General features: G+C 66.1%; 20 protein-coding genes. 13 read left to right on the top strand and 7 right to left on the bottom strand.

Going from position 1 to position 23,081, the window contains the following annotated elements; all coding sequences use genetic code 11:
* The first annotated feature begins 4 nt into the window (after positions 1 to 4).
* The 3 genes from DCG74_RS00740 (at position 5) to mdlC (ending at position 3,732) form a co-directional block, all read left to right on the top strand.
* Positions 5 to 1,105, top strand: coding sequence for a CaiB/BaiF CoA-transferase family protein (locus DCG74_RS00740; RefSeq protein WP_172788414.1), 1,101 nt, complete (start codon positions 5 to 7; stop codon positions 1,103 to 1,105).
* Positions 1,106 to 1,120: 15 nt separating this feature from the next.
* Complete coding sequence (locus tag DCG74_RS00745; protein WP_172788415.1) at positions 1,121 to 1,972, top strand: MaoC family dehydratase N-terminal domain-containing protein; 852 nt, start codon at positions 1,121 to 1,123, stop codon at positions 1,970 to 1,972.
* Between the two features lie 137 nt (positions 1,973 to 2,109).
* Positions 2,110 to 3,732, top strand: coding sequence for a benzoylformate decarboxylase (gene mdlC / locus DCG74_RS00750; protein ID WP_172788416.1), 1,623 nt, complete (start codon positions 2,110 to 2,112; stop codon positions 3,730 to 3,732).
* Between the two features lie 24 nt (positions 3,733 to 3,756).
* Here mdlC and DCG74_RS00755 read toward each other — a convergent pair whose 3' ends face one another.
* On the bottom strand, positions 3,757 to 4,533 hold the full coding sequence (locus DCG74_RS00755; protein ID WP_172788417.1) for an SDR family NAD(P)-dependent oxidoreductase: 777 nt from the start codon (positions 4,531 to 4,533) through the stop codon (positions 3,757 to 3,759).
* Between the two features lie 77 nt (positions 4,534 to 4,610).
* On the opposite strand from DCG74_RS00755, the gene DCG74_RS00760 reads away from it, so the two are divergent.
* Entirely contained in the window at positions 4,611 to 5,063 is a 453-nt protein-coding gene (locus DCG74_RS00760; RefSeq protein WP_172788418.1) for a MarR family winged helix-turn-helix transcriptional regulator, read from the top strand.
* Positions 5,064 to 5,213: 150 nt separating this feature from the next.
* Here DCG74_RS00760 and DCG74_RS00765 read toward each other — a convergent pair whose 3' ends face one another.
* Both DCG74_RS00765 and DCG74_RS00770 read right to left on the bottom strand, forming a co-directional pair.
* Positions 5,214 to 6,008, bottom strand: a complete 795-nt coding sequence (locus tag DCG74_RS00765) for an SDR family oxidoreductase (RefSeq protein ID WP_172788419.1) — start codon at positions 6,006 to 6,008, stop codon at positions 5,214 to 5,216.
* Between the two features lie 59 nt (positions 6,009 to 6,067).
* Complete coding sequence (locus DCG74_RS00770) at positions 6,068 to 6,763, bottom strand: hemolysin III family protein (RefSeq protein ID WP_172788420.1); 696 nt, start codon at positions 6,761 to 6,763, stop codon at positions 6,068 to 6,070.
* 182 nt (positions 6,764 to 6,945) lie between these two features.
* On the opposite strand from DCG74_RS00770, the gene DCG74_RS00775 reads away from it, so the two are divergent.
* Both DCG74_RS00775 and DCG74_RS00780 read left to right on the top strand, forming a co-directional pair.
* Positions 6,946 to 8,415, top strand: coding sequence for a YcjX family protein (locus tag DCG74_RS00775; protein WP_172788421.1), 1,470 nt, complete (start codon positions 6,946 to 6,948; stop codon positions 8,413 to 8,415).
* A complete protein-coding gene (locus DCG74_RS00780) occupies positions 8,412 to 9,440 on the top strand; it encodes a YcjF family protein (RefSeq protein ID WP_172788422.1) in 1,029 nt (342 codons plus the stop codon). The genes DCG74_RS00775 and DCG74_RS00780 overlap by 4 nt, the downstream gene beginning before the upstream one ends.
* 184 nt (positions 9,441 to 9,624) lie before the next feature.
* On the opposite strand, the gene DCG74_RS00785 is transcribed toward DCG74_RS00780, so the two are convergent.
* Entirely contained in the window at positions 9,625 to 11,130 is a 1,506-nt protein-coding gene (locus DCG74_RS00785; RefSeq protein ID WP_172788466.1) for a glycosyltransferase family 39 protein, read from the bottom strand.
* Positions 11,131 to 11,519: 389 nt separating this feature from the next.
* Between DCG74_RS00785 and DCG74_RS00790 the strand changes: the two genes are divergently transcribed.
* The 4 genes from DCG74_RS00790 to DCG74_RS00805 all read left to right on the top strand — a co-directional run bounded on the left by DCG74_RS00790 (position 11,520) and on the right by DCG74_RS00805 (position 15,393).
* On the top strand, positions 11,520 to 13,250 hold the full coding sequence (locus tag DCG74_RS00790; RefSeq protein ID WP_172788423.1) for an adenylate/guanylate cyclase domain-containing protein: 1,731 nt from the start codon (positions 11,520 to 11,522) through the stop codon (positions 13,248 to 13,250).
* Between the two features lie 213 nt (positions 13,251 to 13,463).
* Positions 13,464 to 14,663, top strand: coding sequence for a molybdopterin-dependent oxidoreductase (locus DCG74_RS00795; protein ID WP_172788424.1), 1,200 nt, complete (start codon positions 13,464 to 13,466; stop codon positions 14,661 to 14,663).
* A gap of 12 nt (positions 14,664 to 14,675) precedes the next feature.
* Positions 14,676 to 14,984 (top strand): cytochrome c, encoded by a 309-nt coding sequence (locus DCG74_RS00800; RefSeq protein ID WP_172788425.1) that lies wholly within the window; start codon positions 14,676 to 14,678, stop codon positions 14,982 to 14,984.
* Between the two features lie 208 nt (positions 14,985 to 15,192).
* Entirely contained in the window at positions 15,193 to 15,393 is a 201-nt protein-coding gene (locus DCG74_RS00805) for a cold-shock protein (RefSeq protein WP_008563500.1), read from the top strand.
* A gap of 170 nt (positions 15,394 to 15,563) precedes the next feature.
* Here DCG74_RS00805 and DCG74_RS00810 read toward each other — a convergent pair whose 3' ends face one another.
* Positions 15,564 to 16,025 (bottom strand): Lrp/AsnC ligand binding domain-containing protein, encoded by a 462-nt coding sequence (locus tag DCG74_RS00810; RefSeq protein WP_036009699.1) that lies wholly within the window; start codon positions 16,023 to 16,025, stop codon positions 15,564 to 15,566.
* Between the two features lie 114 nt (positions 16,026 to 16,139).
* On the opposite strand from DCG74_RS00810, the gene putA reads away from it, so the two are divergent.
* The 3 genes from putA (at position 16,140) to DCG74_RS00825 (ending at position 21,262) form a co-directional block, all read left to right on the top strand.
* Positions 16,140 to 19,139 carry a bifunctional proline dehydrogenase/L-glutamate gamma-semialdehyde dehydrogenase PutA gene (putA, locus tag DCG74_RS00815; protein WP_172788426.1) on the top strand — a complete coding sequence of 1,000 codons (3,000 nt, stop codon included), beginning with the start codon at positions 16,140 to 16,142 and terminating at the stop codon, positions 19,137 to 19,139.
* Between the two features lie 115 nt (positions 19,140 to 19,254).
* On the top strand, positions 19,255 to 20,460 hold the full coding sequence (locus DCG74_RS00820; protein ID WP_172788427.1) for a CaiB/BaiF CoA-transferase family protein: 1,206 nt from the start codon (positions 19,255 to 19,257) through the stop codon (positions 20,458 to 20,460).
* 154 nt (positions 20,461 to 20,614) lie between these two features.
* Positions 20,615 to 21,262 carry a glutathione S-transferase family protein gene (locus DCG74_RS00825; RefSeq protein ID WP_172788428.1) on the top strand — a complete coding sequence of 216 codons (648 nt, stop codon included), beginning with the start codon at positions 20,615 to 20,617 and terminating at the stop codon, positions 21,260 to 21,262.
* 9 nt (positions 21,263 to 21,271) lie between these two features.
* Here the strand turns inward: DCG74_RS00825 and DCG74_RS00830 are convergent, their stop codons facing one another.
* Positions 21,272 to 21,436, bottom strand: coding sequence for a hypothetical protein (locus DCG74_RS00830; RefSeq protein ID WP_172788429.1), 165 nt, complete (start codon positions 21,434 to 21,436; stop codon positions 21,272 to 21,274).
* Between the two features lie 95 nt (positions 21,437 to 21,531).
* Positions 21,532 to 23,070 carry a hypothetical protein gene (locus tag DCG74_RS00835; RefSeq protein ID WP_172788430.1) on the bottom strand — a complete coding sequence of 513 codons (1,539 nt, stop codon included), beginning with the start codon at positions 23,068 to 23,070 and terminating at the stop codon, positions 21,532 to 21,534.
* Positions 23,071 to 23,081: the final 11 nt, after the last annotated feature.

Genomic DNA, 23,081 nt, shown 5'->3' on the forward strand with positions numbered 1-23,081 from the left:
CGCCATGGGAGCACTTGACGGGATCAGGGTGATTGCGGTCGAGCAGGCGGTGGCGGCGCCGTTCTGTTCCTCGCGCCTGGCGGATGCCGGCGCGGAGGTGATCAAGATCGAGCGGCCCGAGGGCGATTTCGCCCGCGGCTATGACGCGGCGGCCAAGGGCCAGAGCAGCTATTTCGTCTGGCTCAACCGCGGCAAGCAATCAGCTGTGGTCGATCTCACGACGAAGGAAGGCCGCGCCGAGCTGGAGAAGCTGATCGCGGGTGCCGACGTGCTGATCCAGAACTTGAAGCCGGGCTCGATGGACAAGCTCGGTTTTTCGCGCGAGCGGCTGCTGAAGGACTATCCAAAGCTGATCTCGTGCACAATTACCGGCTATGGCGACGAGGGCCCCTACGCCCATCGCAAAGCCTATGATCTCCTGATCCAGGCCGAGAGCGGCCTTGCCTCGATCACCGGCAATCCCGACGGCGCCTCGCGCGTCGGCATGTCGATCGTGGACGTCGCGACCGGCGCGACCGCGCATGCGGCGATCCTGGAGGCACTGATCGCGCGCGGGCGCAGTGGCAAGGGCGCCGACATCCGGATCTCCATGTTCGACGTGATGGCGGACTGGTGCACCGTGCCGCTGCTCAACGCGGAAGCCGGCAATCCGCCCAAGCGCATGGGCCTGCGCCATCCCTCGATCGCGCCCTATGGCGTGTTCACCTCCAGGGACGGCAAGGACATCCTGATCTCGATCCAGAGCGAGCGCGAGTGGAAGACGCTGTGCGCAAAAGTGCTGGATCAGCCGGACCTGCCGGCCGATCCCCGCGTCGCCAACATGGTCGAGCGCGTGCGTAACCGGGATTTCACCGACAAGTCCGTGGCCGACATCTTCGGCAGGATGACGCGCGATGAGCTGTTGAAGCGGCTGTCGGACGCCGACATCGCCTTTGCCGAAGTCAACACCATGGCCGACCTCACCAACCATCCGCATCTGCGGCGCATCGAGGTCGACACGCCGAACGGCCGTGTCAGCTATCCCGCGCCGGCGCCGATCGTCGTCGGCGAGACGCGCTCTTACGGCGCCGTGCCCGCCATCGGCGAGCGTCCCCAGTCCAAATAAACAGAGCGAGGCGTCATGACCGAGAAGCTCGACATCGATCATTTGCGGCAATGGATCGGCCGCAGCCAGGAGGCCACCGACATCGTCACCGCGCAGCTCGTGAAGGGCCTGCGCGCGACATTGTTCCAGGACGTCGGCGAGCCCAAGGCGGGCGACGCTGCCCCGTTCACGGCGCACTGGTGCCTGGCGCAGCCGGTGTTTCCGATGTCGATGCTCGGCCCCGACGGCCACCCGACCCGCGGCGGTTTCCTGCCGCCGGTGCCGCTGCCGCGCCGGATGTGGGCCGGCGGCGAGATCGAGTTCTTGCAGCCGCTGCAGGTCGGCGATGAATCGACGCGGACCTCGCGCATCGCCGACGTGCAGATCAAGACCGGCTCGACCGGCACGCTGTGCTTCGTCTCGGTCGAGCACAGCATCTCCTCGCCGAGGGGCACGGCGATCCGCGAGCGGCAGGACATCGTCTATCGCGAGATGACGGGCAGCGCGCCGGCCGGCGGCAAGGCGCCGCCTCCGCCGCCCAAGGCACAGCACCGCGAGAGCCATGTGTCCGATCCCGTGCTGCTGTTCCGCTATTCCGCGCTGACCTTCAACGGCCACCGCATCCATTACGACCGCGATTACGTCACCAAGGTCGAGGGCTATCCGGGCCTGATCTTCCACGGCCCGCTGCAGGCGGCGCTGATCATCGAGATGGCGGCGAAGCTGCGCGGCGGCAAGGCGCCGAAGAAATTCTCGTATCGCGGCGTGCAGCCGCTGTTCGAGGGGACGGAGTTCTCGGTCAACGCCAATGACAGCGGCGAGAGCATGGAGCTGTGGACCGCGAACGCGGAGGGGCAGCCGACGATGAAGGGCACGGCGGTGTGGTAATAGTCTCTCCTCGTCATTGCGAGGAGCGAAGCGACGAAGCAATCCAGACTGCCTCCGCGGAGAGATCTGGATTGCTTCGCTTCGCTCGCAATGACGGGCGGGGCTGGTAGCGCGGCAATAAACAGGGGACGGGTACCATGGGCAAGAACGGCAAGACCGGCAGCAAGTCCGTCACCGTGAAGCAGGCAACGCTCGACCTCTTGCGCGCCTTCGGCATCGACAGGGTGTTCGGCAACCCTGGTTCGACCGAGCTGCCGTTCCTCAGCGACTGGCCTGGCGATATCGACTACGTGCTGGCGCTGCAGGAAGCCTCTGCCGTCGGCATGGCCGATGGCTACGCCCAGGCGACGCGCAATGCCGGCTTCGTCAACCTGCATTCGGCCGCCGGCGTCGGCAACGCGCTCGGCAACATCTACACCGCCCACCGCAACCAGACGCCACTGGTGATCACCGCGGGCCAGCAGGCGCGCTCGATTCTTCCCTTGCAGGCGTTCCTCTATGCCGAGCGCGCCTCGGAGTTTCCGCGGCCTTACGTCAAGTACAGCGTCGAGCCGGCGCGGCCCGAGGACGTGCCCGCCGCGATCGCGCGCGCCTATTACACCGCAATGCAGCCGCCGTGCGGGCCGACCTTCGTGTCGATCCCGATCGACGACTGGGCCCATGCCTGCGCACCGATCGAGGCGCGCAAGGTCAGTCGCGAGATCGGGCCGGAGCTGGAGCCGATGAAGGCGCTGGTGGCAGCGCTCGGCTCGGCAAAGCACCCTGCCCTCGTCGTCGGCCCGGGCGTCGATCGCGCCGGCGCGGTCGAGTTGATGGTGCGCGTGGCCGAGAAGGCCAAGGCGAGCGTTTGGGTCAGTCCGTTCTCGGCCCGCTGCTCCTTCCCCGAGCGGCATCCGCAATTTGCGGGCTTTCTGCATGCCTCGCCGGCGCAGCTGTCCGATGCGCTGCGCGAGCACGATCTCGTCGTCGTCATCGGCGCGCCGGTGTTCACCTTCCATGTCGAAGGCCACGCCGCGATCTTCGACGGCGGCGCGAGCATCTTCCAGATCACGGATGATGCGGATGCTGCCGCGGTGACACCGGTCGGCACCAGCGTCATCGCCACGATGAAGCCAGCGCTGAGCCTGCTGCTCGACCTGCTGCCCGAGAGCAAGCGCCCGGCGCCAAAAGGCCGCACGCTGCCGCCGGCGCCGCAGGCCGCCGATCCGCTGCCGGTCGAATTCCTGCTGCATTCGCTGTCGCAGGCGATGCCCGACGGCGCATCGCTGGTCGAGGAAGTGCCCTCGCACCGGCCGGCGATGCAGAAGTTCATGCCGATGCGCGGCCAGGACAGTTTCTACACCATGTCGAGCGGCGGCCTCGGCTATTCGCTGCCCGCCGCGGTCGGCATGGCGCTGGGCAAGCCGACGCAGCGCACGGCGTGCCTGATCGGCGACGGCTCGGCGATGTATTCGATCCAGGCGCTGTGGACCGCGGCGCAGCGCAAGCTGCCGCTCACCGTCGTCGTCATCAACAATTCCGGCTACGGCGCGATGCGCTCGTTCAGCCAGGTGATGCAGGTGCGGAACGTGCCGGGGCTGGAGCTGCCGGGGATCGATTTCGTCCGGCTTGCCGAGGGCATGGGCTGCCATGCGATGCGGGTGACGAAGGCGGCGGAGCTGGGCGAAGCGCTGAAGCGCGGGATGGCGCACGAGGGGACGTGCCTCGTGGAGGTCGTCGTGGATTCCGCGGTACCGGTGCTGTACGGGCAGAAACACTGACGCGCGGTCATCCCGGCTACGGCATCACGACGCCAGAAATCCTCCATCCGCGGCGAGCACGTGGCCGACGACATAGGACGACGCATCCGACGACAGCCACACCACGGCCTCGGCCACTTCCTCCGGGCTGCCCATCCGCCGCAACGGCAGGCCGGCGCTGACCGTCGCAACATCGCCGACGCCGGCGCGCAGCATCATGTCGGTGACGACGCGGCCGGGCGCGACGGCGTTGATGCGGATGCCGCGCGGCGCGTTCTCCATCGCCGCCGAGCGCGTCAGCGAGATCGCGGCAGCCTTGGAGGCCGAATAGAGCGAGAAGCCGGGATTGGGGTTGCGCACGCCGCTGACGGAGGCGTTGACGACGATGCTGCCGCGGCCTTTCGCCAGCATCGCCGGCAATTGATGGCGCAGGCACAGGAACAGCGCGCGAACATTGGTGTCGAACACGCTGTCGTAGATCTCCGTGCCCTGTTCCTCCAGCGGCGCCCGGCGCTCCTGGAAGCCGGCATTGTTGAAGGCGACGTCGAGCCGGCCGCAGCGCTCGACGGCTGTGCGGACGAGACGCGCGACCTCGTCGTCCTTCGTGATGTCGGTCTTGAGCGCGATCGCCTCGGTGCCGAGCTCGCGGCACGCGGCGGCGGTGGCCCCGATCTCGGCCTCGCGCCGGCCGGCGACGATGACCGCCTCCGCCCCTTCGGATGCCATCCGCAGCACCGTGGCGCGCCCGATGCCGCTGCCGCCGCCCGTGACCAAGCAGACCTTGCCGCTCATCCGATGACCTGCCGGCAAAGCTCCGCTCATGGTCCACTCCAAAACACTTGCGCGCGCCGTTGCGCGCATATAGTTGTATGATACAACTATATGCGCCGAGTCAAGCCATGGCCGAACTTTCGCTGATCGACGACATCCGCGCCGCCTCGCGCCTGATGGTGCGCGAGCTCGGCTTCATGGACGCCACGGTGGCGGCCTCGGGCTATCCGCCCTCCGCTGTGCACACGATCCTGGAGATCGGCATCCGCGGTCCGATGACGTCGGGCGAGCTCGGCGATTTCCTGCGGCTGGAGAAATCCAGCGTCAGCCGCCTGGTGCGCAAGCTGATCGATAGCGGCGAGCTCAAGGAGATTCCGGACGAGGCGGATGCGCGCAGCAAGCGGCTGTCGCTGACGGCAAAGGGCCGGCGCACGCTGGAGGCACTGCATGCGTTCGGCCGCCAGCAGGTGCGCGGCGCGCTGGCGGCGCTGACGCCGGCCGAGCAGCGCACGGTGCGCGAGGGCATGATGCTCTATGCGCAGGCGCTCAGACAGAGCCGGGTGGAGGAAGCGGCGGTGTAGCCACACTATCGGTGTCATCGCCCGGCTTGACCGGGCGATCTAGTACGCCGAGACGGTTGTGTTGAGCCGACACGCCGCGGCGTACTGGATGCCCCGCCCCCCGTGCGCAATTGCGCACTAGGCGGGGCATGACAGCATCAATCGCGGCGTCTACTTCCGGAACTCGTCCCGCATCTTGGCCTGGATCTTGGCCATGCCGCCGATCCAGCGGTCGTAGTTCTCGGTCTTCTTGCGCATGTAGCCGAGCACTTGCGGGTGCGGCAGGATCAGGAATGTTTCCTGCTCGAGGCCGGCGAGCACGTCTTTCGCCACCTGCTCGGGCGTCAGGTCGCCGTCGCCGGATTGCGGGCCCTTGGGGATCGAGCGCAGCATGTTGGTGTCGACACCCTGCGGACACAGGATCGAGACCTTGATGTTGTGGGCCTTGTGCGAGATCGCGAGGTTCTCGGCAAAACCGACCGCGGCGTGCTTCGTCGTCGAATAGGCCGGACTGCCCACCTGCGACAACAGGCCCGCGGCCGAGATTGTGTTGAGGAAATAGCCGCCGCCGCGCGCCCTCATGCGGGGGACGAGATGCCGCGCCGCATAGACATGCGCCATGACGTGGATCGCCCAGCTGCGCTGCCACGGCTCGTCGGACGCGCCACCGGCATTCTCCGACATCGGATCGAAGCCGCCGCCGATGCCGGCATTGGAGCAGAACAGCGCGATCGGCCCGAACTGCCGCTCGGTCTCCTCGATGACGTGGACGATGTCCTTTTCCTGCGCGACGTCGCATTTGAAGGCGGCGCCATCGACCATGGCGGCGACCGCTCTCGCATTGGCGGCGTCCATGTCCGCGACCACGACCTTGGCCGCACCCGCATTGTGAAAGGCCTCGCACAGCGCCTTGCCGATGCCGTTTGCGCCGCCCGTGACGACCACGACCTTGCCGGTCACCTGCATGCGACGTCTCCTCTGTCTTGTGTCGCTTTTTTAACGCGCCGCTTATTCCGCGTCGCGGGTCAGCTCAACACGAGGTCGAGCACCGCGGTATAATGGCATGCCGCGCCGGCCAAGACAAAGCCGTGCCAGATCGCATTCTGGAAGCGCAGCCGCCGCCAGGCGTGGAAGATCACGCCAAAGCTGTAGAGCAAGCCGCCGGCAAGGATGAAGCCCAGCGCCAGCGTGGGCAACGCCCTGACCACGGAATCGTAGAGCATCATGCCGCTCCAGCCCATCGCGAGATAGATGCCGACCGAGACGCGGTCGAACCGGCCGGGATAGAGCAGCTTCAGCACGATGCCAAGAATTGCCACGCACCAGACGCCGGCGAGCAGTACCAGCGCGAACACGCTGTCCTTCAGCTCCAGGATGAACGGTGTGTAGGTCGCGGCGATCAAGAGATAGATCGCGGAATGGTCGAAGCGGCGCAGCAGCCATTTGGCCGGCGAGACCGGCCAGAGATTATAGGTCGCCGACAGCACCAGCATCGAGAGCAGGCCGGCGACATAGATCGAGACGCCGACGATGTCGGTGGAGTCGGCATAGACCGCCGTCAGCACCACCAGCACGGTTGCGGCGATGAGGCCTGAGAGAACACCGATCGCGTGGACGATGCCGTCGGCGATCAGCTCGGCGCGATCGTAATCCCAGCCGATCGCGTCGGCTGCGGCGTGGACGGAATTGGACGCGAACTGTTTCATTTGGAAGACGGTCATGGCAATCCGCAAAGCGTGGCAATGCCCTCTTGGATGGGTCTCTCGGGATCGGCGCATCGTTCAAACGGCTGATTTGCCGACAAAGGCGGTGGAAGTATGAAAGCTTGAATTTCCTCAGGCAATTGCCACTTTTGTGACTAGTCCAATTTGCGTATCCCTCGCCCGAGATCCCCCACGTTCATATGGCATTCAGTTTCCAGGATATGGTCGAGGAGGCGCGGCTGTCGGCCCGGGCGCTGATCGACTATGGCGAGCACTTCTTCAACCCGACGGTGCGGCTTGGTGTCACCGGCCTGTCGCGCGCCGGTAAGACCGTATTCATCACCGCGTTGATCCACGGGCTGACGCGCGGCGGCCGGTTTCCGGTGTTCGAGGCCTATGCCTCGGGCCGGATCGCGCGAGCGCACCTGGCGCCGCAACCGGATGATGCCGTGCCGCGCTTTGCCTATGAAAGCCATCTGCGCGCCCTGATCGAGGAACGGCGCTGGCCGAACTCGACCGTGGACATCAGCGAGCTCAGGCTCGTGATCGACTACCAGCGCCCGAACGGCGCCGATCGCACGCTGACGCTCGACATCGTCGACTATCCCGGCGAATGGCTGCTGGACCTGCCGCTGCTCCACAAGAGCTACGAGCAATGGTCGGCGGAGAGCCTGGCCCTGTCGCGCGAGGCGCCGCGCGCGCATCTCGCGGCCGAGTGGCACACCCATCTCGCAACGCTCAAGCCCGAGGCGCGCGAGGACGAGCAGGCGACGCTGACGGCCGCCAAGCTCTTCACCGATTATTTGCGCGCCTGCCGCGACGAGCGCTTTGCGATGAGCCTGTTGCCGCCCGGCCGCTTCCTGATGCCCGGCAATCTCGCCGATACGCCGGCGCTGACCTTTGCGCCGCTGGATTTGCCCGCTGGCGGAGAGGCGGGCGAGGGATCGCTGTGGGCGATGATGGTGCGGCGCTTCGAGGCCTACAAGGACGTCGTGGTGCGGCCGTTCTTCCGCGATCATTTCGCGCGGCTCGACCGCCAGATCGTGCTGGCCGATGCGCTCTCCGCGTTCAACTCCGGCCCCGAGGCGCTGCACGATCTCGAAGCCGCGCTATCAGGCATTCTCGACTGCTTCAACATCGGCCGCAGCACGATCCTCTCCAGCCTGTTCCGGCCACGCATCGACCGCATCCTGTTCGCGGCCACCAAGGCGGATCATCTGCATCATTCCAGCCACGACCGGCTCGAGGCGGTGCTGCGCCGCGCCGTCTCGCGCGCGGTCGCACGCGCGGAGAACACCGGCGCAGCGATCGACGTCGTCGCGCTCGCCGCCGTGCGCGCCACGCGCGAAGCGCAGGTGGCGCGGGGCCGCGACAAGTTGCCGTCGATCCTGGGAACACCGGCCGCAGGCGAAAGCGCCGGTGGCGAGTTCTTCGACGGCAACACCGAGGTTGCGACCTTTCCGGGCGATCTGCCCGTCGATCCCGAACCGCTGTTCAACGGCACGGATGCGTTCCGCGGGCTCGCGAGGGAGGCGGCGGGGAACAGCGATTTCCGCTTCCTGCGCTTCCGGCCGCCGAGGCTCGAACGCGAGGGGGCCGACGAGCCGACGCTGCCACACATCCGCCTCGACCGTGCCTTGCAGTTCCTGATCGGAGACAAGCTGTCATGACCGACCGATCGAAGCCACGGCGGCCGGCGACGTTCCGTCTGGACGATCCCGGCGTCGTCGTCACCGAGGCCGACGAGACCAGCCGCCTCGCCCGCGCGACGATCCAGATCACGCCGGAGCCGGATCCCGCGATGCTGCCGGTGCCGGTGCAAGCCGCACTCCCGGCGCGGCGCGGTTTTCCCTGGGGCACGCTGTTCTGGTCGGGGCTCGCGGGATTGACGCTGCTCGGCACCGGGCTCGGCGTAGTCCATCTGATCGAGGATCTGTTCGCGCGCAACGAAACGCTCGGCTTCGTCGGTCTTGCCTTCGCCTGCGTCACCGCGCTGGCGCTCGCGGTGGTGATCGGGCGCGAGGCGTTCGGGCTGGCGCGGCTTGCGACCATCGAGAAGCTGCATCAGCGCGCTGCGGCCGTGCTGGCCAGCGACGATCGAAAGGAGAGCCGGGTCATCGTGCAGGACCTGCTCAAGATCGCGCACCAGAACCCGCAGCTGGCGCGGGCCCGCGCGACGCTGGAGAGCCATGCCGGCGAGATCATCGACGGCGCCGACATGATCCGCCTCGCCGAGCGCGAGCTGATGTCGCCGCTGGACGCGGAAGCGCGGCGGCTGGTGTCCTCAGCGGCGCAAAAGGTCTCGATCGTCACCGCGGTCTCGCCGCGCGCCGCAATCGACGTGCTGTTCGTGTTCGTGGCGGCGCTGCGCCTGATCCGCCAGCTCGCTTATCTCTATGGCGGCCGTCCCGGCGCGCTCGGCATGATCCGCCTGCTCCGCCACGTCATAACCCATCTCGCCATCACCGGCGGCATGGCCGCGAGCGACAGCCTGGTGCAGCAGATGCTCGGCCACGGCATCGCGGCGAAGCTGTCGCAGCGGCTCGGCGAAGGCGTGCTGAACGGATTGCTGACGGCGCGGCTGGGATTGGCCGCGATCGATGTCACGCGGCCGCTGCCCTTCGCGGCCCTGCCGCCGCCGAAGCTGTCGGATCTGGCGACCGATCTGCTGCGGAAGAAGGACGGCGAGGAGTAGCGGCTCTCTTTCTTACCCTCCCCTGGAGGGGGAGGGTCGGCTCGCAGCGCGCCAGCGATGCGAGACGGGGTGGGGTGACGGTGCCTCCACATCCGGCAGTACCCCGTGTGGAGAGATCACCCCACCCCGCTCGCGCTGCGCGCGATCGACCCTCCCCCTCCAGGGGAGGGTAAGAGAAAGCGCCCTATGCGCGCGAACGGGCTTCGAATTCCCCCGCCAGCACGCGCCACCAAAACAACGGCGAGTCCTTCGGCGGCGACAGCTCCGGCGTCCAGCCTGAGATTTTCTCGATCGCATAGGTGTCCGTCAGGACGCCGCGCCAACGGCGTTCGACCTGGCCGAGCTGCTCGCGCCTGGCCGGGATCGACTCCCACACCGGCGCGCGGTTATCCGGCTCGCGCCCGACATAGATTCCGGCGTGACCCTTGATCTTGTCCATGCCGGGATCGCGGAAATCCTGGAAGCGGCCGCGCTCGTTGATCTCGATCACGGGCACGCGGCCACGGAACAGCCAGCGCATCATGGCGTAGGTGCGGTAGTCCGTGGTCGCGATCCAGGTCGCGCCGGTTTCATCGAGCGCAGCTTGCGCGCGCGCGGCCACCTGCTCGTAGCCGGCTTCGGCACCGATCGGGTCGAGCTTGCCGAGCAGATTCCAGGGCGCGGCGACGTAGTAGAGGAACACGATGATGGTGAAGCCGATACCTGAGACGATCGCTGTCCTGACCCAGAACAGCGAGGATTCCAGCATCCGGGCGGACCATCCCTCTTTCCTCATCGTGACGAGATTGACCGCGGTGGCGGCAAAACCGACCGGCCACATGAACATCGGCCAGGTGTCGCCGACGCGAAGCGTCAGCGACTTGAAGAAGAAGTAGGCGAACGGCACCAGCACCGCGGTCGACAAGAGGATCGCGACCGGCTCGCGCGTGCGATAGCCGCGCCATGCCGTCAGCACCAGGCCCGTCAACACCACCGGCAGCATGACGAAGCCGACCAGGCCGAATTGCAGGCCGATGTAATCGCCGATCGTACGCAGCGAGAGGCCGTAATTGGCGGTCGCGCGCACGCCCTGGAAGCGGAACGAGGCCCAGTCGTGCTGCGCGTTCCAGATCAGCACCGGCGAGAACACGGCGATCGCGACCAGGACGGCGAGATAAGGGTAAGGACTGCGCAGCCAGCGCCAGCGCCAATCCGGCACCAGCAGAAAAGCGGCAACCGCCGGCGCGAACATGATCACGGTGAATTTCGAGAGCATCGCGAGGCCCGCGAACAGGCCCGCCGCCAGCCACCAGCGTCCGTCGCCGCTTTGCGCCAGCCGCACCAGCGACCACATCATCGCGACCGCGAACGGGATCATGGCGACATCAGGCGCGACCTTGGCCATCAGAAGGCCGTAGTAAAGCGCGGCTTCCGGCATCAGCACCGCGAACACGATCGCGCGCGCATCATGGGTGAGGCGGCGGACGATGTCGGCGAGCAGCAGCTGCGTCACCAGCATCGCGACGATGCCACCGAAGCGAGCGCCGAGATTGGTGTCGCCGAAGATCGCGGTTCCGAAGCGGATCAGCCAGGCGATGCCGGGGGGATGATCGAGAAAGCTGAGCGCAGCCTCCTTGGACCAGGTCCAGTAATAGGCTTCGTCGGTGCGCAGCTCGATGACGGAGGCGTAGACGATGCGGAGCAGCGTCATCGCGGCGATGATCGCTGCAGCAATCAGGATGAGACGGCGTTCGGCGCCGTCTGGCTTCGCAGAGATGTCGGGAGCGATCGTCACGGTCGCGCTTTTCCCCGACTTGGGAGGGGGAGTCAATGTGGGGAGCGTGCCGCAGATACCGCTGTGGCCCGGGCAAGCGTCAGCGCAGACCCGTGACCCATAACCACAGGGGCCGTAGGGTGGGCAAAGCGAAGCGTGCCCACGGTTATTGAGGATAGAGATCGTGGGCACGGCGCGCCGGCGCGCGCCTTTGCCCACCCTACGGTTTGGTAACCTTTGCCGCGCATGTGACCTTACAACCTGTCCACACCGGGAATTAAAGGCTACGCTGGCTGTTCTCCTCCATGAACTGATACAATCGAATCATGGCCACCGCTCCCAGACAGATGTCCGTCGTCCGCGCCACCGGCGTGCGGCAGGTGCGGCTCGTCTGCGGCATCATCCTGTTCGCCTATGTGGTCAGTCATTTCCTCAACCATGCGCTCGGCAACATCTCGGTCGATGCTATGGAGACCGGGGTCTACTACCACACGCTGTTCTGGCAGTTCCTCCCGGTCGCGATCGTGTTCTACACGGCCGCACTCACCCATATGGGGCTCGGCCTCTACGCACTATATCAGCGCCGCCAGTTCCGCTGGCGGACGATCGAGCCACTCCAGCTCGTGCTCGGCTTGAGCATCCCCGTGCTCGTCATGGGCCACGTCATCGGCGTGCGGCTCGGACAGACGCTGTACGGACACGAGAAGCTCTATCCGCAGGAGCTCTATCTATTCTTCGTCGCGGCGCCGGGCCGACTCTGGCAGATGACGATCCTGCTTCTCATTGCCTGGGTGCACGGCTGCATCGGCATCTATTTCTGGCTTCGGCTGAAGCCGTTCTTCACGCGCGCGGCGCCCTATCTGCTCGCGGCCGCCGTGCTGATCCCGACGCTGTCGCTGCTCGGCGTCTACCAGGGCGGCCGCAGCGTTGCCGCCGACAGTGACGACGGCGAATGGCGTACGCACAATCTCACCCGCCGCCAGGTCGGAACGGCTGCGGAAGGCAACACGCTCGACCGCATCGCGGGCGGTCTCACCATCGGCTATTTCGGACTGCTTGGACTGGTGCTCGTGGCGCGCGGCGCGCGCGCCTTGCGCGAACGTCGCGGCGGCATGATCGCGCTGTCCTACGGCAACGGCAAGACGGTGCGCGTCCCCAAGGGCCTGTCCGTGCTGGAAGCGAGCCTGCGCCACAACGTGCCGCATGCCAGCGTCTGCGGCGGCCGCGCCCGCTGCTCGACCTGCCGCATCCGCATCATCGGCGATCATGACACCCTTCCCACACCGTCGCAGCGCGAGGCCTTCGTGCTCACCCGCGTCGGCACCGCCGATCCCTCGATCCGGCTGGCCTGTCAGCTGCGCCCGACCTCCGACCTTTCCTTCTTCCAGCTCTTCACGCCTCACACGCATGGAGCGGACGGGCAGGCCTCGACATCCGCCAGCATCGGCCAGGAGCGCTATCTCGTCAGCCTGTTCGTGGACATGCGCGGCTCGACGCAGCTGGCCGAGAAGCGGCTGCCGTTCGACACGGTCTTCATCGTCAACCGCTTCCTCGGCGCGGTGTCGCAGGCGGTCATCGAGAACGGCGGCCAGCCGAACCAGTTCGTCGGCGACGGCATGCTGGCCCTGTTCGGCCTCGCGGCCGACCCGCAAACCGCGTGCCGGCAGGCGCTCAAGGCCGCAGCCGGGATCGCCACGCATATCGACGCGCTCAACGACCTCCTGAGCCACGATCTGCGCCAGCCGATCCGCTTCGGCATCGGCATCCACGGCGGCGAGGTCATCATCGGCGACATCGGCTATCGCGATCACATCGTCTTCACCGCGCTCGGCGATGCCGTCAACGTCGCGGCCCGCCTGCAGGACATGACCAAGACGCTGGCCTGCGAGGCGATCGTTTCGGAAGAAATCCGCCGCACCGCTGATATTGCCGAGGACGCCCTGCCGCAGCAGGAGGTCGCCATCCGCGGCCGCGACGAGGTGCTCGCGGTGCGCGTGGTGGCGAATGCGAGGGAGCTGGCGGGGCTGGTCGATCGCAGCGAGCGCGTGGCGGCTTAAGGCGCAAGCCAAGCGCGAGGTGCGCTCCCTCTCCCGCCTGCGCTACAGCAGCTCGGCTCAATCTCCTACAAGCGCAACACCGGCCTGCTGCAACGCAGCGGCATGGGCTTGCTGCGAAAGCACGAATTGACATCATCCAAATCGAGGCGACAGATGAGCGCGGGTCTCGCGGTGATGACCGCGGTCAGAAGAAAAGCTCCGGGAGGAGACCACATGTTCGATCGACGCGACCTGCTCAAAGGTGCGGGCCTCGCCGCGCTGGCGGCAGGATTGGACGCCACCAGGGCGCTGGCCCTCGACACCGTGACCCTGCCCTTCGCCAACGGCGAACGACCGCTGGTGAAGTATCCGCAGAAGCGGCCGATGATCGGCCTGACCAGCCGGCCGCCGCAGCTCGAGACGCCGTTTGCGGTGTTCAACGACGGCCCGATCACGCCGAACAACGCATTCTTCGTGCGCTATCACCTCTCCGACCTGCCCTACGATCTCGACCCCGACAAGTTCACGCTGGAGGTCAAGGGCAAGGTCGACAAGCCGCTGAAACTGTCGCTGAAAGACATCCGGAAGATGAAGGCGACAGAGCTCGTCGCCGTCAACCAATGCTCCGGTAACAGCCGCGGTTTCTTCGAGCCGCGCGTGGCCGGCGGCCAGCTCGCCAACGGCGCGATGGGCTGTGCGCGCTGGCGCGGCGTGCCGCTGAAGGTGGTGCTCGAGACGGCGGGCGTGCAGGCCGGCGCCAAGCAGGTGACGTTCAACGGCATGGACGGGCCGGTCAACGACAAGACGCCGGATTTCGTCAAGGCACTCGACATCGATCACGCCAGCGACGGCGAGGTGATGCTGGCCTATGGCATGAACGGCGAGGACCTGCCGTTCCTCAACGGCTTCCCGCTGCGCCTGATCGTGCCCGGCTATTACGGCACCTACTGGGTCAAGCACCTCAACGAGATCACCGTCATCGACAACGTCTATGACGGCTTCTGGATGAAGTCGGCCTATCGCATCCCCGACACGCCGAACAACGCGGTCGAGCCGGGCACTGCGCCGAAGGCGACCATCCCGATCAACCGCTTCACCATCCGCTCCTTCATCACCAGCATCCCCGACGGTGCCAAGCTGAAGGCGGGAGCGGTGACCCTGCGCGGCATCGCTTTCGATGGCGGCAAGGGCATCAAGGCGGTCGAGGTCTCCACCGACGCCGGCAAGACCTGGGTCAGCGCCAAGCTCGGCAAGGATCTCGGCAAGTACGCCTTCCGCGAATGGAAGCTGCCGGTGAAGCTCGCGGCCGGCAGCCACGAGCTCAAGGTCCGCGCCACCGGCAATGGCGGCGAGACCCAGCCGGACACGCCGCGCTGGAACCCGGCGGGCTATTTGCGCAACGTCGTCGAAACCGTCCGCGTCAGCGTGGCCTGAAGGAGACTGATCATGCAGCGCACCGTTCTCCTCGCCATCACGCTCGCCGCCGCCGCATTGATGGGCTCGTCACTTGCAGCGCCGGTCAATTACAAGACCCCCGACGAGGTCGCCGCCTTCAAGCCCGGACCCAATCTCGAGGTCGTGCAGGGCAATTGCGGCGCCTGCCATTCGTCCGACTACGTCGCCACGCAGCCGCCGATGAAGGACAAGAGGGCCTTCTGGCAGGCCGCGGTGACCAAGATGATCAAGGTCTATGGCGCACCGATCGACGATGCCGATGTCGGCAAGATCGTCGATTATCTGGCTGCGACGTATTGACGGACGCCGGCACGCGTGCCGGCCATTTGACCGCGAAACGGGCAAAAGCGGCAAAAACGCCGCGAAGTTGAGCGGAATTCGGCGAAATGGCGATGTGGTTTGAGCTACCAAGCCTGCCACATTCCGCGTATCCTGTTAGGACCGAACCGGCCGGTTGGCGGGGACTGGCGGTTCGAGATCTCGGAGGAAGACCCGCGGAGAAGTCGTGATGGCTAAAGGTACGGTCAAGTGGTTCAACCCGACGAAGGGTTATGGATTTATCCAGCCTGCGTCGGGTGGCAAGGATGTGTTCGTGCATATCTCGGCAGTGCAGAAGGCCGGTCTGTCGACCCTCAACGAGGGACAGACGGTGGAATACGAAGAGATCGCAAACCGGGGCAAGACCTCCGCGGAGAACCTCAAAGTATAAGCCCGCGCCAGCCTTTGCTGCCTCCCGGATTTGTCCGGGAGCGGGCCAAAAAAATTTAAGAAGACGGCCGGTGCATTCGACGACAGGCGTTGCGATTGCACAAGGATAGCTATTTTTCCTGCGAAGACCGCTTATCGAACCACAGCAATGACAATCGCGACTGCACTTCGCTAACCCACCGGCAGCGGTGCGTCGCGCTTGATCTCCTCCATCACCGCATAGGTCCGCGTCTCGCGCACGCCCGGCATCGACAGCAGGGTCTCGCCGAGAAAGCGTCGATAGGCGGTCATGTCGGCAAGCCGCGCCTTCACAAGATAGTCGAAGCCGCCGGCAACCATGTGACACTCCAGCACTTCAGGGGCGAGCCTCACGGCCCGTGCGAACCGCTCGAAATTGTCGGGCGTGGTCTTGTCGAGCAGCACCTCGACGAACACCAGGAGCCCAAGGCCGAGCCGGTGCGGATTGAGCCGCGCGCCATAGCCTTCGACAAAGCCCTCGCGCTGCAGGCGCTTCAGCCGCTCGCCGATCGAGGTCGGCGACAGCCCGATGCGCTCGGCGAGCTCGACATTGGCGATGCGCCCATCCTCCTGCAAAATCGAGAGGATTTTCCGGTCGGTTCGGTCCAATTCCATACTTTATGAGGCCAATCTGTTTCCTATCTTCATTTTCTAAGGCAAACCAGCTAGATTGTCTATCGAACTGCGGTCACGCGGGCCTTATCCTGGATGTCAGCCACAGGACACGCCATGCCGAACATCCCGCCGCCCTTCTTAGCGCCTTACGCCCCCGATGACGTCGAGATCGCCGCAAAGCTTCTGCCGGCCTCGCATCTGGCCCCGCCGCAGGAGGCCCGGATCGACCGCACCGCGACGCGGCTGATCGAGGCCATCCGCAAGCGCGACGACCGGCTCGGCGGGGTCGAGGACATGCTGCGGGAGTTCGCGCTCTCGACCAAGGAGGGGCTGGCGCTGATGGTGCTGGCGGAAGCGCTGCTGCGCGTGCCTGATGCGCGCACCGCCGACCAGTTCATCGAGGACAAGCTGGGCGAAGGCGATTTCATCCATCACGAGACCAAGTCCACGGCGTTCCTGGTCAACGCCTCGGCCTGGGCACTCGGCCTGTCCGCCCGGGTGATCCAGCCGGGGGAGACGCCCGACGGCACCATTGGCCGGCTGGTGAAGCGGCTCGGCGCACCGGCGGTGCGCACCGCGACGCGCCAGGCGATGCGGCTGATGGGCAATCATTTCGTGCTCGGCGAGACCATCGAGCAGGCGCTGGCGCGGGGCCGGCCGCGCTCCGGCCAGAAGCCGCGCTATTCCTTCGACATGCTCGGCGAAGGTGCGCGCACGGCCGCTGACGCCAAACGCTATTTCGACGCCTATGCCAGCGCGATTGAGACGATCGGCAAGGCGGCGGGCAACCATGCCCTGCCCGACCGGCCCGGCATCTCCGTCAAGCTCTCGGCGCTGCATCCGCGCTTCGAGGCGATCAGCCGCGACCGCGTGATGCGCGAATTGGTGCCGCAACTGCTGGATCTCGCGCAGCGCGCCAAGACCTACGATTTGAACTTCACCGTCGATGCCGAGGAGGCCGACCGGCTGGAGCTGTCGCTCGACGTGATCGCGGCGACGCTCGCCGATGCGTCACTTGCCGGCTGGCACGGATTTGGCCTGGCGATCCAGGCCTATCAGAAGCGCGCCAGCGCCGTGATCGACTATGTCGATGAACTCGCCCGCGCGCATGACCGCAAGCTGATGGTGCGCCTCGTCAAGGGCGCCTATTGGGACACCGAGATCAAGCGCGCGCAGGAGCGCGGGCTTGACGGCTATCCCGTGTTCACGCGCAAGGCGATGACCGATCTGAACTTCATCGCCTGCGCGACGAAGCTTCTCGCCTTGCGGCCGCGCATCTTCCCGCAATTCGCCACCCACAACGCGCTGACGGTCGCAATCGTGCTCGAGCTCGCGCAAGATGGCGGCGGTTTCGAGTTCCAGCGCCTGCACGGCATGGGCGAAGCGCTGTACGAGCAACTCGCCAAGGATCATCCTGACATCGCCTACCGCACCTATGCGCCGGTCGGCAGCCATCGCGATCTGCTCGCCTATCTGGTGCGACGGCTGTTGGAAAACGGCGCCAACTCGTCCTTCGTGGCGCAGGCGGCCGATTATCGCGTGCCGGTTTCGGCGCTGCTGCAGCGCCCGGCGGATGCCATTGGCCGGCCGCAACAGGCACCTCATGCCAACATACCGTTGCCGGCAGATCTGTTCGCGCCGGAGCGGCGCAATTCGCGCGGCGTCGAATTCGGTGAGCGCGCCGCACTGGACCAGCTGCTGGCCGATGTCAGGGCCGAGGTGGTCGATCTCAAGCCTGTCGCTGACGCAACACCGGATCAAGCCAATGCGGCGGTGACGGCTGCGCGCGCCGGCTTTGCCGGCTGGAGCCGGACGCCGGCGGGCTCACGCGCGGCGGCGCTGGAGCAGGCCGCGCATCTCCTGGAAAGCCGCCGCGCCCGTTTCATCGCGCTGCTGCAAGCCGAGGGCGGCAAAACGCTCGACGACGCGCTGTCCGAGCTGCGCGAGGCCGCCGACTTCTGCCGCTATTACGCCGCGCAGGGCCGAAAGCTGTTCGGCGTTGATGCGGCCATGCCGGGCCCGACCGGCGAGAGCAACGCGCTTAGCCTTCGCGGCCGTGGCGTGTTCGTCGCAATCTCGCCGTGGAATTTTCCGCTGGCGATCTTCCTGGGCCAGGTGACCGCGGCGCTGATGGCCGGCAACAGCGTGGTTGCAAAACCCGCCGAGCAGACGCCGCGCATCGCGCGCGAGGCCGTCGCCTTGCTGCACCAGGCCGGCATCCCCAGAAGCGCGCTGCATCTCGTCACCGGCGATGGCCGTATCGGCGCCGTCCTCACCGCGCATCCTGATGTCGCCGGAATCGTCTTCACCGGCTCGACCGAGGTTGCCCGCGGCATCAACCGAACGCTCGCGGCTAAGGACGGGCCGATCGTGCCGCTGATCGCAGAGACCGGCGGCATCAACGCCATGATCGCGGATGCCACCGCGCTGCCCGAGCAGGTGGCCGATGATGTCGTCACTTCCGCGTTCCGCTCCGCCGGCCAGCGCTGCTCGGCGCTGCGACTCCTGTTCGTGCAAGAGGATGTCGCCGACCGCATGATCGAGATGATCGCGGGCGCCGCGCGCGAACTCAGGATTGGAGATCCCGCAGATGCTGCGACTCACGTCGGTCCAGTGATCGATGACGAGGCCAAGCAACGCCTCGATGCGCATGTCGCGCGGACGAAGCGCGAGGCGCGGCTGCACTTTGCAGGCCACGCGCCGGATGGCTGCTTCGTCGCGCCGCATATCTTCGAGCTCAAGGAGGCTGGTCAGCTCACCGAGGAGGTGTTCGGCCCGATCCTGCATGTCGTTCGCTACCGCGCGGAAAACCTCGAGCGTGTGTTGCAAGCGATCGCGCGCACCGGCTACGGGCTCACGCTCGGCATCCATTCCCGCATCGACGATACGATCGAGGCCATCATCGACCGCGTCCAGGTCGGCAACATCTACGTCAACCGCAACATGATCGGCGCCGTGGTGGGCGTGCAGCCGTTCGGCGGCAGCGGCCTGTCCGGAACCGGCCCCAAGGCCGGCGGCCCGCACTACCTCGCGCGCTTCGCCACCGAGCAGACCGTGACGATCAACACCGCGGCTGCCGGCGGCAATGCCGCATTGCTTGCGGGAGAGGAGTGAGGCCCTGCGCCAGGCGCCGTTGCATCCCGGCAAAACATCGGTCTAATGCTCCCACTACCTGCCCGCGCCAATTCCAGCGCGCGGGAAACGACTGAAGCGAGGGAGCGACGCTGCGATGGAGAAGGGCATTTTTGCCGGCCTGAAGGTTCTGGACTGCGCGAGCTTCATCGCAGCGCCCGCGGCCGCGACCGTGCTGTCGGATTTCGGTGCTGACGTCGTCAAGATCGAGCCGCCCGGCGCCGGCGACCCCTACCGCAATCTGCCCAACATTCCGGGCTATCCGGGCGGCGAGCACAATTACGCCTGGCTGCTGGAGGCCCGCAACAAGAAGAGCATCGCGCTCGACCTGTCCAAGCCGGAAGCGCAGGCCGTGCTCTACAAGCTCGTGGAAGAAGCCGACGTCTTCATCACCAACATGCCGCCGCCGGTGCGCGCCAAGCTCGGCATCACCTATGACCATCTCGCTCATCTCAACGACCGGCTGATCTACGCCTCCTTCACCGGCTATGGCGAAAAGGGCGAGGAGGCCAACAAGCCCGGCTTCGACAGTAACGCCTATTGGGCGCGCTCCGGCCTGATGGACCTGGTCCGCGCCGACATCGACACGACCCCGGCCCGCTCGGTCGCCGGCATGGGCGACCACCCCTGCGCCATGGCGCTCTACAGCGCGATCGTCACCGCGCTCTATCAGCGCGAGAAGACCGGCAAGGGCTCGCATGTCGCCTCCAATCTGATGGCGAACGGGGTATGGGCCGGGGGCACGCTGGCGCAGGCCAAGCTCTGCGGCGCCAAATTCGCTGAGAGACGGCCGCGCGAGCGCGCGCTCAACGCGGTCGCCAACCACTACCAGTGCAGGGACGGCCGCTGGCTGATTCTGTCGCTGCTGAGCGAGGAGAAGCAGTTTCCGACGCTGGCCAAATGCCTGGGACGCGAAGACCTGATGAATGATCCCCGTTTCGTCACCAAAGCCGACCGGCACGCCCGCTCGGTCGAGCTGATCAAGATCCTGGACGAAACCTTCGCCACCAGGGATCTCGCCGAATGGCGAAAAATCCTCGACGGCAATGGCCTCGTGTTCGGCGTCGTCGCGATTCTGGACGACATCCCGAACGACAAGCAGATGATCGACAACGAGGTGCTGGTGCCGTTCGAGAACGACACCATGCTGACCATCAACAGCCCGATCTGGATCGACGGCGCCAAGAAGGTGCAGCCGCGCAAGCCGCCGGCCGTCGGCGAGCACAGTGACGAGATTTTGCGCGGGGCGGGATATGACGAGGCGGCGATCAAGCAGCTGAGGTCGTCGGGGGCGGTCGGGTAGGAGCGCGCCGCTCTAACCCCGTCATTGCGAGCGCAGCGAAGCAATCCAGAGTGTCTCCGCGGATGCATTGCTGGATTGCTTCGCTGCGCTCGCAATGACGATGCTGGACTATCCCGCTATAACAATCGGCAACACACCGATGCCGCGAGGTCCCATGCCCAGCTACCGCCTGCACTACTTCCCCGAATCCGGCAACAGCTACAAGCTGGCGCTGATGCTGACGCTCTGCGGCGAGACGTTCGAGCCGGTCTGGACCGATTTCGCCGGCGGCGTCACGCGCACGGCGGAGTGGCGCAAGGCCGTCAACGAGATGGGCGAGATTCCCGTGCTCGAGGTCGACGGCGTGAAGATGACGCAGACCGCGCCGCTGCTGCTGAAACTGGCCGAGCAATACGGCCGCTTTGGCGCCGAGACGGAGGACGAGAAGTTCGAGCTCTTGCGCTGGCTGTTCTGGGACAACCACAAGCTCACCGGCTACATGGCGACCTACCGCTTCATGCGCGCCTTCACCGAGAAAAACGACCCGCAGGTGCTGAAGCATTTTCGCCGGCGGCTCGAGGACTTTCTCGGTATCCTCGACGGTCATCTCCAGCACAATGCTTTCGCGATCGGCGCAAGGCCGACGGTCGCCGACATCTCGATGATGGCCTATCTGCATTATCCGAGCGACGAGCACGGCTTCGATTTCGCCGCGAGCCATCCGGCCATCCATGCCTGGCTCGGCCGCATGGCCGCGCTGCCGGGCTGGAAGCCGGCCTACGAGCTGCTACCCGGCAAGCGGATGACGAACTACGCGACGTGAGGGCTTCGATCACCTCAACGACAGCCATCCGAGCGTAAGCAGAATCCCGCCGACGATGACGGCCACCGCGACCGCCCAGATGCTGACGCGCGCGCTGCCGATGACCTGCTTGGCTTCCTCGTTCCGCGCAATCTCGCGATTGCGCATCTTGTTGGCTTCGCTCGTGTCCGTCATGGGTCATCCAAATCGATCTGTTAGCTTGCGCGTGATCTTTTCCGAAAACGGCTACACACTTGCGCTGGCGCGGCCCTCCGGGTCCGGATCACGCGCTAACGCGTCTTGATGAAGCACATGCCGATGCGGCGCGAGGCCGCGGCGGCCTGGCAGGTCAGACCGTTAGCACAGTTCCATGACGTAAAACTCTTGTCCGGCGTTCCCGATCCCGGATCTTGCAGGGAACAATGCGCGCCCCAGCCGTCCTGATATTCGCTGCCGGCCAGCTCGCTTCTGCCGCGGGTCTGCGGCCTATCGGCAAATCCGCGTGAGAAATCAGGGGTTTTGCCGGCCGCGAACGCGGTCAGGATGTCGCGGCGGCGGAGCTGGTCGCCGAAGAAATGCGGCGAGGCCGGCACGATGGTGGAATTGGACGGCTTGTCCGCAAGCCAATCGACGCCCGGGAAATGGAAGCCGCCGATGCCTCGGGTCTGGTGGCAGCCGGCACAGGTGATGTCGTTGAGGCGGCGCTGGAAGCCTGCGACCGAACGGACGTTCTGCAGGTCGAGGCCGCGGGCGGCCGCCTGCTTCAGCGCGCCAACCACGTCATTGTCAGTGAAGACGGGATCGCCTTTGCCCTCCCCCTGCATCAAGCCGAACTCCGGCTGCAAGGCCGAAGCGTCGAGGCCGGCTGGGGTCGGCACCATTGCGGCCTTGGCCAGGAATCTCTCCGGGATCAGCACCGTGCCGCGATCGAACTCGCGCAAGTTCTCGGGCGCGAGCAGCCAGGCCTTGAAGTCGCGCCGCAGCGCGTCGTCGGCGAGAATGCGGTCGCGGTCGATCTGGTTCTCCAGCGTCGATTCCTCGAACGTCCTGGTGGCGGCGTCGTACTTGAACACCTTGAGAAGATAGTCGGAGCGGAAATCGTGCAGCGCCGATTTCGGCGCGACCGAGACCTGGATATTGGTCTCGATCTGGTCGAGCATGGCGTCGTCAGGCGGGAAGCGGCTGCCGATCAAGCCCTGCCAGTCGCCATTGTCGAGCCAGCGCCGCGCGATCTCGGCGCAGCTGACCGGCTTGCCGTTCGCATCCGTCCGGCGCGCGTCGCGCGCCTTCATCACGAGATTGAACGTCATCGGCAGGCGCGTTGTGGTCTTGCTGCCATCCGGCCCGCCGTCGAACCGCGCGAGACGAAAGATCAGCCGGATCTCGCCGCAGGACTCTTGCGAGACATAGGCACGGTCCATGCGATTGACGATGCCGGCGAGCACGAACCGCGCCTCGCGCGATTTCAGATTGGCCCGATCGAACAATTGCGCGTCGAACCCCTCGCCGACGCCGATGGTCTCGCCCGGATAGGCCGACTTGTACCAGGCGATGTAGCGGTCGAATTCCGCATCGATCGCAGGCAGAATCGCTTTCAGCTGCGGCAGCGAGGCGAACATCAGCTCGGTCGTGAGCGGAACGTCGGAATTCCGCTCCGGCGACAAAAGACGCGAGATCGTCAGCGCATTGCTCTGGTCGAGCTTGCGCAGGAGAGCGGGGTCGGCGATCGCGGTGCCGCGGGTCAGCGCAGTGCTGTCCGCTGCGAAGAGCGGAACGACACCGCCCAGCAATGCGGCGGCAGCAACGAGAATTCGCAAGAAGCGACCCATGCCTGAGGTAA

This window comes from Bradyrhizobium sp. WBAH42 (genome assembly GCF_024585265.1).
Lineage (GTDB): Bacteria > Pseudomonadota > Alphaproteobacteria > Rhizobiales > Xanthobacteraceae > Bradyrhizobium.